The 12,778-nt window shown below is 52.6% G+C and carries 9 protein-coding genes; 1 reads left to right on the forward strand and 8 read right to left on the reverse strand.

Annotation, left to right across the window (positions count from 1 at the left end):
- Positions 1-22: 22 nt before the first annotated feature.
- The 8 genes from ACFPOF_RS32190 to ACFPOF_RS32225 all read right to left on the reverse strand — a co-directional run bounded on the left by ACFPOF_RS32190 (position 23) and on the right by ACFPOF_RS32225 (position 10,323).
- Positions 23-1,675: an extracellular solute-binding protein gene (locus tag ACFPOF_RS32190; RefSeq protein ID WP_378140052.1), complete on the reverse strand. Its 1,653-nt coding sequence runs from the start codon at positions 1,673-1,675 to the stop codon at positions 23-25.
- Between the two features lie 27 nt (positions 1,676-1,702).
- Positions 1,703-2,605, reverse strand: coding sequence for a carbohydrate ABC transporter permease (locus tag ACFPOF_RS32195; protein ID WP_378140054.1), 903 nt, complete (start codon positions 2,603-2,605; stop codon positions 1,703-1,705).
- Between the two features lie 11 nt (positions 2,606-2,616).
- Positions 2,617-3,435 (reverse strand): ABC transporter permease, encoded by an 819-nt coding sequence (locus ACFPOF_RS32200; protein ID WP_378140056.1) that lies wholly within the window; start codon positions 3,433-3,435, stop codon positions 2,617-2,619.
- Between the two features lie 256 nt (positions 3,436-3,691).
- Positions 3,692-5,590 carry a family 20 glycosylhydrolase gene (locus tag ACFPOF_RS32205; protein WP_378140058.1) on the reverse strand — a complete coding sequence of 633 codons (1,899 nt, stop codon included), beginning with the start codon at positions 5,588-5,590 and terminating at the stop codon, positions 3,692-3,694.
- A 475-nt stretch (positions 5,591-6,065) separates the two neighbouring features.
- Positions 6,066-6,266 carry a cold-shock protein gene (locus tag ACFPOF_RS32210; protein ID WP_378140060.1) on the reverse strand — a complete coding sequence of 67 codons (201 nt, stop codon included), beginning with the start codon at positions 6,264-6,266 and terminating at the stop codon, positions 6,066-6,068.
- 298 nt (positions 6,267-6,564) lie between these two features.
- On the reverse strand, positions 6,565-8,022 hold the full coding sequence (locus ACFPOF_RS32215) for an S-layer homology domain-containing protein (protein WP_378140062.1): 1,458 nt from the start codon (positions 8,020-8,022) through the stop codon (positions 6,565-6,567).
- Positions 8,023-8,155: 133 nt separating this feature from the next.
- Complete coding sequence (locus tag ACFPOF_RS32220; RefSeq protein ID WP_378140064.1) at positions 8,156-8,848, reverse strand: response regulator transcription factor; 693 nt, start codon at positions 8,846-8,848, stop codon at positions 8,156-8,158.
- Positions 8,845-10,323: a sensor histidine kinase gene (locus ACFPOF_RS32225; protein ID WP_378140066.1), complete on the reverse strand. Its 1,479-nt coding sequence runs from the start codon at positions 10,321-10,323 to the stop codon at positions 8,845-8,847. The genes ACFPOF_RS32220 and ACFPOF_RS32225 overlap by 4 nt, the downstream gene beginning before the upstream one ends.
- A gap of 169 nt (positions 10,324-10,492) precedes the next feature.
- Here ACFPOF_RS32225 and ACFPOF_RS32230 point away from each other — a divergent pair, with 169 nt between their 5' ends.
- Positions 10,493-12,547, forward strand: a complete 2,055-nt coding sequence (locus tag ACFPOF_RS32230; protein ID WP_378140068.1) for a molybdopterin-containing oxidoreductase family protein — start codon at positions 10,493-10,495, stop codon at positions 12,545-12,547.
- Positions 12,548-12,778 lie beyond the last annotated feature (231 nt).

A 12,778-nucleotide genomic window follows, 5' to 3' on the forward strand; every position in this document is an offset into this window, starting at 1 on the left:
ACCTTGATGTCTGAATGTTCTTTTACTTGATGCTGTTATAGCGGTCAAGCAATTGCTGATCGATCTCAATGAGCTGGTCGAGACCAAGCTTTTTCAACTCCGAGATGTATTGATCCCAATTGTCGAGCGACTTCTGCCCTAATGCCAGCTTCGTGGCGAGCTCGGCGGAGTACGTGTTCAGATTCGTCAAAATTTTCGTTTTGGTCTCCAGTTCCTTCTCATCCGGAATCGCCAGATAAACATCATTCATGTTGACGAAATACGGCTTGTATGTCAACATGTTCAACTCATGATCTGCCTTATACTTCGGAGCGGAAGCCAGCTCCGTTTCCAAGTTGGCGAATTGCACGCGCGGGAAGACCGTGTCCCCGGCCAGCTTCCCCCCCGACACTTTCCCCGTTTTGGCCAATTCTTCATCCGTAATACCACTAAGCATGTTCACTTTGACGCCGTTTGCTTCTGTTTTATATGTCTGACCTTCTATACCCCATAGCATCAGATCCGCATATTGTCGCGAATAGACAACATCGAAAAACTTGATCGCCGCTTCGACATTTTTGGCGTCTTTCGTAATCGCATACTTCGACCATACGAGGAACGGCGGCTCCAGTTGGGCGGCAGGCGTAATGTTATCGACAGCCTTAAGGGGCATCAACGGTTGATATTCGCCGCCTCCATTGATCGTCGGCTCCAGCCAGCTCTCCATATTATAGCTTTTTACGGAAGCGACTTTGTTTTCCGTCATTTTTTGCTGGATCTGCTCATCCTTTGCGCCGATCAGGCTCGTGTCGAGAAGCCCTTCCTTCGCAAGCCGCTGCAAATAACGGAAGTAATCTTTAATTCCTTCCTGGTACCAAGGGGAAACAATCTTTTGATTTTCTACATCGACCGCCGTAATATCCGTGCCAAGTCCGAACCACTGGGCAATTGGGCTAGCGAAGTTTGCCGGATTATACACGAGCACTTCGTCCTTCTGGCCGTTGCCGTTGACGTCCGAATCCTTCATCTTCTTCAACGTTTGGAAATACTCCTCGGCCGTCGTCGGCGCTGGCAGGCTCAGCTTGTCGAGCCAGTCTTTACGCAGCATCATCGTCAAAGCGACAGGAGCAGGATCTTTTTCCTGATACGTTTTTTTGTGCAGATTGCTGAACCAGTACATTTTTCCATCAGATGTGGTCGTCGCTTGCTTGGCAAAAGCGAACTCCTTGCTATACATTTCTTGAATATTGCCGTTGCTGTATTTTTCAATCAGAGGATTCAGATCCAGCAGGACGCCTTGCTTGGCCAAATTCAACACGGTTGTATTGTCAAGAGCGGAAATGTTCACGATATCGGGAAGGCTGCTTCCTGCCGCCATGCGCGTCTTGATTACGGTGTCATATTGCTCCCGCGGGACGAACTCGTAATCCAGCTGAAGCCCCGCGCCGCTGAAGAGCTTGTCGAGCTCCTTCCACACTGGATACTTGTCTCGCTCTTCGAATTTGATGTATTTGTTCCCGTTGGAAGGACCGAGCAGTTTAACCTCGCTTACCTGCTGCGATGACGAAGGGGAGCCTTGGCTGGAATCCGCGTTCTCCTCCGGCTTTGCGTCGTTTTTGTTGTTGCTGCAAGCCGTAACGCCAGCCAGTAAGACAACGGTAGCCAAAGAGAATAGTGCTGGTTTTTTCCAATTCATATCGTTTTCCTCCTCATAATAGGGCCGCTATTCTTTCAATGAACCAAGGAGCGCTCCCTTAATGAAATATTTTTGAAAGAAAGGGTACGTAAAAATAACAGGCAATGTCGTAAACACAATGATCGCGTATTTCAACTGAATATTCGTCAGCATGGCATACGCCGCATCTTTGGCATCTTCCATCGTTAACGCTTTCAAATCTACGGTTTGTTGGACAACGACGCGGTATAAATACATTTGCAGCGGGTGCAGCTTCTCGTTCGGCAAATAAACGAGAGCATCGAACCAACTGTTCCATATGCCGACAACCGTATAGATCGCAATAACGGCCAGAATCGGCTTCGACACGGGAACGATGATACGGAATAGCAGCTGCCAATGCGATGCGCCGTCCACGCTCGCCGATTCCTTGATCGCTTCCGGTATCGTCGCAAAGTAGGTCCGGACCAAAATGATGTTCCAAATGCTGACCGCGCCGGGAATGATCACCGCGAACATCGTGTTGTACAGTCCCAGCTTATTGACTAACAAGTAGCTTGGGATGATCCCGCCGCCGAAATACATGGGGATCAGCAGGAAAGCGATCACCCATTTGCGCCCCTTCAACTTGCGTACGGTAAGCGGGTAGGCGCCCAATATGGACATCAGGCAGTTTAAGAGCATTCCGCTGACGACATAGATGATCGTATTGGAATACGCCCACCACATTTTGGAGTCTCTGACGATCAGTTCATACGATTTAAGGAAGAACCCTTTCGGGTACCAGAAAACGTTCATCGCGGCCACTTCCATCGGGGAACTGATCGACATGATGATAACCAGATAAAACGGATAAAGCGTCGCCAGGCAAATCACGAGCGCAATCGCATACAGGATGATATCTACTGCGGTCGAGCCCTGTCTGATCCGATTGTTGACCACGACGGACATCGTGCTCCTCCTTACCACAAAGCATAATCTGAGTATTTACGGCTCAGCCTGTTCGCCATATAGAGCAGCGTAAAATTAATGATCGAGATGAGCAGGCCAACTGCCGTGCCCGAGCTGAAATTGCCGCCAAGCAAGCCGTCGCGATACAAATAAGTGCCGATGACGTCCGCTGTCTCGTACAGCGCAGGATTATAAATCAGCAAAATAAATTCGCTGTTCGCCGAAAGCAGGTTGCCGATCGCGAAGATGAGAAGGATAAATATCGTCGGTCGAATCGATGGCAGCGTAATATGGACCATTTGCTTGAACCGATTCGCCCCATCCATCTTGGCCGCTTCATACAAAGCCGGATCGATTGACGACATCGCCGACAAGTACAGGATGCTGCTCCAGCCGAATGACTTCCAAATGCTCGTAATCGTATAAAGCGCCGGAAAGTAGCGAGGTTCCGTTGTAAAAGAAATCGGCGTTCCACCGAACAGCTTAATGATGGCATTCACGACTCCGTCCGAACCGATAAAGGACAGGATCATGCCCGCTACGACGACATTCGAAATAAAATGGGGCAAATAGCTTGCCGTCTGCACGTACTTTTTGAACAAACCATTTTTCAGTTCATTCATCAGCAGCGAAAACAAGATCGGCACCCAAAATCCGAATACGAAAAAGTAAAAGCTGAGCATAAACGTGTTGCGCATCAGTCTTGAAAAATACGGTCCGTTAAAGAAATCGACAAAATGCTGAAATCCAACCCAGTGAACGCTCCCGTCAAACGCAAGAAAAGATTTGCCCGGATAGTAATCTTGGAAAGCGATTACAACTCCGTACATCGGAATGTAACAAAAAATAAAGATGTGCAATAAAACAGGAAGCATGATCAAGTAAAGCTGTACATTCTCGCGAAAGTGAAAAGGCGAATTTTTGTTTGATTTCCTGCTCGCGATAATGCTCTTCCCCCTTTACCAAGCGACTGCGGCAATTCCGGGCCCGTTCCGCATGCTTAATCATACAGGCGCCTTTCAGAATTGAGCAAGAAACATAATTTGTGCGGCTTCGCAATTTTTGAACGCCGTATTGGCGGGCTTGTCAGGTCACTTTGTTAGGGCTGGCGATCAGATGATAGGTCGTATAATAATCCGTCTGTGTGCCGCTGTGCTCCCGATCGTCGAAAAATAACCGTTCCTCCTCCAGTTCTTCAATATGCGCGATTTTTTCCGATAGAAAATCTTCTATTCGATCCTTCGCTGTCTTGATCCTCGCCGTCAAGCCTCCGTAGCGAAGATCTAGAACCTCCCAGCCGAAGGGTTTGTTCGTACTCATCCATTGCTGACGATGCGCGATTCGCAATTCGTCGATTTGAAGCAACAATGTCGGCAATTCGGTCCTCGCCATCGTCTCCAAAGCTGGTCTGTTCCCAGCATCGTACAGCTTCTTGAGGCGTATGCCTAGATCCGCTTTGCTGCTCAACACTGCGCTTATTCGGGCCGGAACCTCGAAAATCCGTTTCGCTTGCGGGCCGTTCGCTGCCAGCTCTGTATACCGCTCCTTCAGGTTACGGTAGTGCGTTGAAACATCCAGCCCTTCGATATGCTTGTCGAATAAGCCTAGCAGCACATCTTGCCAGAGCAAGTATTTAGAGGTATTGGAGATGTCTCTTTGTTTGGTGAGCAATCCGGGCACGTCGTCCAACCGTTCGATCGTCGCGAAATCCTCATACGGAATGCCGGTGCACAATGCCGTTCTGCTTCTGTACTTCGCTTCATCCCACTGCTTCGCATATGCGTGCTCGGCAAATAATTGCAGCCCGGGGAGCACTGTCCACAAATTGTTTTCCGCGCCGTTATCTCCCCATGCGGTCGCGAAAACTTCCCGCACGCCTTCTTGTTTGCATGCTTGCAAGGCAGCGTTCGTGCACTTGAAAGTCCGCTCGTAGTGCGTGCACATCCCGAGCCAGGTCCATATGCCGCCGGCGAATAGGGGCGTCGTCCCCAATTGGCGATGCTTGGAGATCATCGATTCGTATACTTTCTGCTCATAGTGATAGTAGTCCCAATAGACCAACTGCGTTCCGGAAGGAACACGCGCCGCATCCCTTGCGTCGAAGCTGACCTCCGTATCGTAATAATCATGCGTGGCTGACGCGTTGCGGAAATACATATCGCTCCAAATCATCGGCTGCAAGCCATACGATTCAACGATCTCCGCAACCTTGGCCAAGTGCGCATCCATAAGCGCTGCCGGTTCCTTGTACCCGTTCAGATCCAGAGAGCGCCCCCGCCCCAGATTGCCGGCCTCGTCCATCCCGATATGAATTCTGCGACTGCGGAACGTACGGGAAGCTTCGCTCACTAGCCGATCAATAAATTCATAAGTCGCATCGTTCCCGACAAGCAGTACGTCCTGGCTGTCCCTTAGCCGGGAGGCGGACTCCCATTTTAGGAAAGTATCCAGATGTGCCAGCGTCTGAATACATGGAACCATCTCAATACCGAGGCTAGCTGCATATGTATCCAGCTCTTTAAGTTCCTCCGACGAATATCTTCCTCGCATGTAGCCGAAATAAGGCTCCTTCTCGACTGCATAAGTATCTTCGGTGTAAAGCATAACCATGTTCATGCCCATTACGGCCATACGGCGCAACAGTTCTTTAACGCTGCCCACGGTAGGAACGGCATTCCTCGAACAATCCAGCATAAAGCCAACGGTATCGAACTGCGGTTGTTCACTAAGCTCGAACCGCTCCCCCGTCTTCATCGCTTCCGCGAGAAGCCCGATTGCCCTGTACAAATGATGGGGACTGGCATACGAAATCATCGCCTGAACACCGTCATATTCCACGATCAAGTCAGAGTTTGTGGAGGATCGTATCAACTCGACCTCCATGCCGGAATCAGACACTTTGACGCCGATCTCGGAGCATACAAGCTCAATACCTCTTCGTACTTCGTCCAATACGCCTGCAAATCGCAATTCTAGTTGTGTCATTTTCTGCTCACCCTTTCGCGGCACTTCAGCGTGCTCGTGATTTTCCGGCTTTATCTTATAGAAGTGACGCGTACCGGGGCAAGCAACATAATTTGATTGGCTGAGCAATTTTTTCACGGGGCGTTGGAACAAAAAAAACTACGACGGCACAATTCACAAACAAGCGAAAGCCCCCGCGGGAGAGAATTGCGTTACAGGCTCACCCTATCAACTGCTCCGGCGCCTGTTGAAGAACAAATAAGGATACGGCGTAAAGTTATTCCATACAAAAACCCTAATATGGGTCCTGTGGAATACCAATAACGTTATACCACCATCTTATTCTCGCTGCCGCAGCCATTTCGGGACGAATAAGACTGTGCCATAGCGCTATTTCGCTGCAAATCGGACTTTTGTTTGTCGATTGTGCCGTCGTAGAAAAAAAAACGCACCCCCTGATTGCTCAGAGAGTGCGTTCTTTCGTCAGTCGACGATATTACAGTTTAACAACGTTCTCGGCTTGCGGTCCGCGGTTGCCTTGAACGACGTTGAACTCAACGCGTTGACCTTCGTCCAGCGTTTTGAAGCCGTCGCCTACGATCGCGCTGAAGTGCACGAATACGTCGTTGCCGCCTTCAACTTCGATGAAGCCGAAGCCTTTATCAGCGTTGAACCATTTTACTGTTCCTGTTTGCATGTATTTCACCTCCAACATCCGTTGCCTCATGAACATGTTTTTATTCGGTAAGAATAAAAAAATCACAAAAAGTTAGGGTTAAGTACTCCAAAAGCATAACCCTTCCATTTTGTGAATGCAGGTCACGATTTCGATAGTATTGACTATACCAGACTCCGTTGTAAAAAGCAATCATGTACCGTTTATTCCTTACGTCATTCGCACAACCCCTTTTGCAAGCAAAACCGGCAGCGCCGTAACTGACGCTACCGGATAGCTTTGCCTTGCGGGGCAGTTTTTATTCTTCTTGAGGTTTCATTTAAGATCCGAGAACGACAGGTGCGGAAATTTTCGCCCAATCACCTACCGGTACAACGGTGTAAGCGCCGGCTTGCAGCTTGCCGCCTTGGACGTCGAAGATGCCGACGATGCCTTTGCGGGAAGAGAACCGGTATGTCGCCGTCAATTCCGATCCGTCTGCGGCGACGAGCTTCACGCTTCTTCCGGCGAGCATTTCATCGCCCGGATCTACTGCCAACGACACTTCAATCGTCGTTTCGCCCGTACGCTTCGCGGAAGCGATCGTGAGCGGTTCGGCTGCTTGGGCTACGAATGTCGGATCCTTCACCGTGAACCAATCTGCACTAACGGTATATTTCGTGCCCGATTGCAGCTTCTGACCTGCCGGGAGCCGGAATTTCGCCGCTTGTCTGCCGTCCGTCGACTGCGTGAATGGTACGTAGGCAGCAACAATCGGCTGTCCGCCTTCCGGCGTAATGGTTGCCGTGCGGCTGCGCAGCGAAGAAATAATTTGGAACGAGCGGCCTTCGAATGCATTGTTCTCGTCAAGAGCAAATGCAAGCGCACCGCGTTCACCCGCGTAAGCCTGGATCACGTAGCCGTAATCGGTCACGCCGTCGGCGCGGAACGATTCGACTTCGAACGTGTCAGAAGAGACCGAGCGCGTGCCCGCCATCCGAATGTCTTCCTGACTGGAAGCGAACGAGCCTGCTTGTTTGCCCTTGAAGGAGAAAGTATAGGTCGATCCTGGACGCTGCGTCGTTACTGGCACGATGTAAGAGGACTTCGAACCGCTCTTCAGCCGCGGCACGTTCACGATAGTCAAACCGTTATCGAACGTCAAATCCTTCATCGCCATATCGAGATTCGCTTCTTCGTCGGCGATCGCCTTGGACAAGACGACTTCTACAGTAACTTTATTTAATGCCTTCACGCTCAGCACTCTGGCCGGAGCTTCCGCTACCGCTTGCTGCGCCGCGATGACGACTTGGGCGACTTGAGCTCGAGTGACCGGGCTTAATGGGGTGTATCCTGGCAGCCACGATGTCACGTTAGCCATGTCCAACTTGGCTGAGCGAGAGACGACAAGCGCAAGCTGCGCTTGCGTGACGGGCGCCGTCGGGCTGAACTTCGTCGCGCTCGTGCCGTTCATGATACCAAGCGCGCCGAGTGCGCCAACAGGTTGCGCGTACCATGCGCCTGCTGGGACGTCTTCGAAGGAGCGGGTTGTCTGGGCTTCCAACTTAAAAGCAAGCTGTGCGATCTTCGCCAGTTCGGCGCGGGTCGCGATCCGTTCAGGCATAAGCCCGGCTTGCGTGCCATCGCCTTTCAGTACGCCCTGTTCGGCGAGCTGCGCCATCGCGTCCTGCGCCGAAGTTGTCGCCGCGCTTTCAGTCGCTGCGAAAGCCTGTCCGGTAAAAGCGGATGCCAACGTTGCAACTGCAGCCGTAGCCGCTATCGTTCTATTACTTTTCATGAATCAATCTCTCCTTTGGGGGTGCGTTATGAAGTGGTTTCTTGTTCCTGAAACCTATCTTAAACGCCTCTTCTAAACCCCCTCTAAACGAGAGATTATCAATTTCTTAAATCCCGAATACCATTTGATGAACTCACATGGCAAAACGATAACCCGCGCCCCAGACCGTCTCGATATATTGAGGATCGGAAGGATCGGTCTCGATCTTTTCCCTGAGCTTGCGGACGTGCACGGTTACCGTCGACAGATCACCCGCCGCGTCCAGTCCCCACAATTGCTCGAACAGGTGCTCCTTGCTGAACACCCGGTTTGGATGTTCCGCGAGGAAGGCAAGCAAATCAAACTCCTTCGCCGTTACCGAGATTTCCGCTCCGTTCACGAACACGCGCCTGGCTGTTCGGTCGATTTTGAGCCCGCGTACTGTAATTTCGTCGCGTTTCGTCTCGAGATCGCCTCCCCGCAGACGCTCATACCTCGACAAGTGCGCTTTCACCCGCGCGACCATCTCGCCCGGACTGAACGGCTTGATCATGTAGTCGTCCGCCCCAAGGCCGAGCGCACGGATTTTATCCACTTCTTCCTTCTTGGCGGACACGAACAGAATCGGAATGTCGAGCTTCGCCCGAATTCTCCGGCAAGCTTCGAAGCCATCGGCGTTCGGCAGCATGACGTCAAGCACGATCATATCGTAACCGCCCTGCAGCGCCTTGCGAATGCCCGCTTCTCCATCGCCTTCGATATCCGCCGAGTAGCCATTGATCTCCAGATAATCCCTCTGCAGCTCCGCGATACTCGCCTCGTCTTCGATAATCAACACCTTTTTCATCGTTCGTTCCCCCTGTCCCCGCTCCATTTTTTCAAGGCAATCGTCACCTTCGTCCCTTCTCCCGGGACACTGCTCGCCGCGATGTTCCCGCCATGCTCCTCCGCAATCTGCTTCGCGATGGCAAGTCCGAGTCCGCTGCCTCCCGTGCCGGAATTACGCGAGTTTTCCGCTCGATAGAACCGCTCGAACAGATGGGGAAGCGCCTCGGGCTTAATACCCGGACCGTTATCGGTAATCGCGATTAGCGCCTCATCCCCATGTGCGGATAACCGAATAACGATCTGTTTATTCTGCTTGTCCGCATATTTCGCGCTGTTATCCGTAATGTTAAAGAGCGCACGCTTCAGCTTCTCCCGGTCGAGCTTAACGAAAGTCGTCTCCGGCAGCTCGTCCTCATATTCGACTGCAATGCCCTTCCCCGCACAGTCGAGCGCGAGTTCCTCAGCCCAGTCCGCCGCATAACGGCCGATGTCGGCTTTCTCGAAATGAAACGGCACTTTGCCCATATCGAGCTTGGAAAACAAAAACAGTTCATCGATCAGCTTATCCATCCCGATCGCTTTCGCATAGATCGTCGACAGATAGCGGTCGAGCTTGTCCGGCGTGCCGGCGACGCCGTCCCGAATGCCTTCCACATACCCTTTAATCGTCGTAATCGGCGTTTTCAAGTCGTGCGAGATATTGGCCAGCAGCTCCTTGCGGTTCTCCTCATCCTGCAGGCGCACCTGCACAGACTCCTCCAGCCTGCGCCTCATATCTTCGAACGAGCGAAACAGTTCCCCAATCTCATCCTGTGAACGAGTTAGAACCTCGAACCCCAGCTCTCCTTCCCGGATACGGTCGGCCGCCAGCTTAAGCTCCTTAAGCGGATTAACGATACTTCGCGTCATAAAATAATTGAGCAGCCCGTTCACGACAAAGGGCAGCAGAAGCAGTAATCCGATCAGTACCGGGAACCACCGACTCGTCATTTCCCCGTAAGGACTGATTTTTTTGACAATGTACAAACTCCCCGAATCGCCGTCCGAGTAACGAAAATCGAACTTCACATAAGAATGTTTCTGGCCGTCGTTCGCCCATGTTCCCCGCACGTTAATGTTGACCATCTCATACGGCGGAAGCCGAATGTCATCTAGTTTCAACCCAAGGCTCGGCGTCGCGTAGATCGCTTGCTCTCCTTTGCGGACGATCAGTCCGGCTTTGACGGAAGGCAGCTTGTCATCCAACGTGGCGAGCAATTTCGTGTCCAGCATGCTGTCTGGCGTCTTCTTCGCGTAATAGCGCGCTTCGTCGAACGCATCCTGCTCTTGTGCCGTCACTGGCTTTAAAGCGTACTGGCGATCGAATAGATCGCGCACTCCCGTCCAGTCGCCGGTAATCGCGATCGCGACCGTCAAACCTAAGCCGACGATACATAGTACCGAAGCGAGCATCATCAGCGTATAAGACAACAGCATTCTCCGGCGTATCGGCATCGCATATTCCCCCATCATCTCACAGGATGTCCTGATCGTCCCATCGTATCGAAAAGAAATTACCGTCTTCTAACGCTGCGATTAATTTTATATTAAATGAATCTGCGGACCACAGAAACGGCGGTGCTTTTTACGGTATACTGGGGGAAGAACGGAGCGTGACTGAACAATGGCAATGACAACGACCGCGGTCGAAAAAAATAAAAATATCGTCAGGTCAGTTTGCCCTTTCGATTGTCCGGATACGTGCAGCTTGCACGTGACGATGGAGGATGGCGTCATCAAGGGCATCGACGGCAATCCGGACCATCCGGTTACGAAAGGCGCGATCTGCAACAAAGTGCGGCACCTGCATGAGCGGGTATATCACCAGGATCGGCTGATGCACCCCATGAGAAGGATCGGGGCGAAAGGAACGCTCGAGTTCGAGCCTATCACTTGGGAAGAAGCTTATGAAGAAATCGTCCGGCGGATGAAAGATGTAATTGCGCAGGACGGGGCGGAGGCGATATTGCCTTACAGCTTCTACGGCAACATGGGCATTCTAAGCGCGGAAGGGATGGACCGCCGGTTTTTCCATCGGCTCGGCGCGTCTCAGTTGGAACGGACGATATGTAACGGCGCCGGTTCGGCCGGATATCGCTATACGATGGGCGTGGGAGCAGGCTGCGATCCCGAGGACACGGTGCATACGAAATACGCGCTTGTCTGGGGCTGTAACATTGTATCGACGAATATGCACCAGGTCGTCTATTTGACCGAAGCCCGCAAACGCGGAGCGAAAATCGTCCACATCGACGTGCATCGCAACCGGACGTCCGCTTGGGCCGACGAGTTCGTGGCTATTTTGCCGGGTACCGATACCGCGCTCGCCTTAGGCATGATGCACGTTCTGATCCGAGACGGGCTGGTCGATCAGGCATTCATAGACACCAATACGGTCGGTTACGATGAGTTGGTTGCCCAAGTCGAGAAGTATCCTCCCGAGGCGGTCGCTGCGATAACCGGCGTACCTGCGGAGACAGTCGAACGACTGGCCCGCGAATACGGCACCGCGTCCCCTGCGTTCATCCGCATCGGCAACGGCTTGCAGCACCACGACAACGGCGGTATGGCCGTCCGCTCGATTGCGATTTTGCCTGCACTGACCGGTCAATGGAACGTACGCGGCGGCGGCGCCCTTAAAGGTAACGGCTACTATTCTTCGCATAACGTTCGGAAGGTCGAACGGCCGGATTTAATGCCGCGGCCATTGCCGCGTTGGATCAATATGAATCGGCTTGGCGACGCGCTGCTCTCGGCCGAACCCGCTGTGAAGTTTTTGTTCGTATACAATTCGAACCCCGCCGTCGTCGCGCCGGATCAGAACCGCGTGCGGGAAGGGTTGATACGAGATGACTTGTTTACAGTGGTCCACGATTTGTTTCTGACGGATACGTGCCGTTATGCGGATATCGTCCTGCCGGCAACGAGCCACTTCGAGAACTTGGACTTGTACGCTTCTTACTGGCATTTGTATTTGCAATTACACGAACCGATTCTCGAGCCGCTAGGCGAATGCAAATCCAACTTCACCCTATTTAAAGAGCTTGGCTTGCGCATGGGGTTCGAGGAGGATGTGTTCGACATTTCCGAGGAACAGATGATTCGGGAAGCGCTCGATTATGATTCGCCGCATATGAACGGCTTGACCTATGAGACGCTGAAGCGGGATGGCTGGGCGAAAATGAAGCTGGAAACCCCGGCGCTGTTCCCGGGACGTATTCCGACGCCTTCCGGCAAAATCGAACTGTACTCCGAGTCGATGCGCCGCGCCGGTCTGCCTCCCGTGCCGGAATATGTGCCGCTTCGGGAACCGGACGATCTACCGTTCCTGCTCGTTACCGGGCCGAACCACAGCTTCATCAATTCCACGTTCGGCAACCAGGATCGGCTGAAGCGGTTGGAGAAGCAGCCGACGGCGGACATGAACAAGGCTGACGCCGAGGCGCGCGGCTTGGTTAACGGCGATCGTGTCCGCCTGTGGAATGAACGCGGCGCAGCGTGGGTGACGCTGAAAGTCGGCGCGAACGTGCTGCCCGGCGTGCTCGTCACGCAAGGGCTGTGGTGGGAGCACGGCAACGACGGCGTGCAAGCCGTCAATGCCTTGACCTCGCAGCGGCTGTCCGACATGGGCGGCGGTGCGACGTTCTTCTCGACGCGCGTGGACGTCGCGAAGGTGTAAGGTTGTGGAAGGCCGGACATGCGGAGGTTGGCTCCGTTTGTCCGGCCTTTTTAGGATTTACTTCGGTTTTTGATGTCTGCGGAGCATGGCGTAGTTGGGTCTAGTTGCCTAGCAGGCAACTACGGCGCAGCGACGGTGCTGCGTGGATGGACGTAATTGCCCGGCGAGCAACTACAACGCTGCGATGCTGCTGCGAGGATAGACGTAGTTGCTTGAGGAGCAACTATATCT

The sequence above is a fragment of the Cohnella soli genome (assembly GCF_042655525.1).
Lineage (GTDB): Bacteria > Bacillota > Bacilli > Paenibacillales > Paenibacillaceae > Cohnella > Cohnella soli.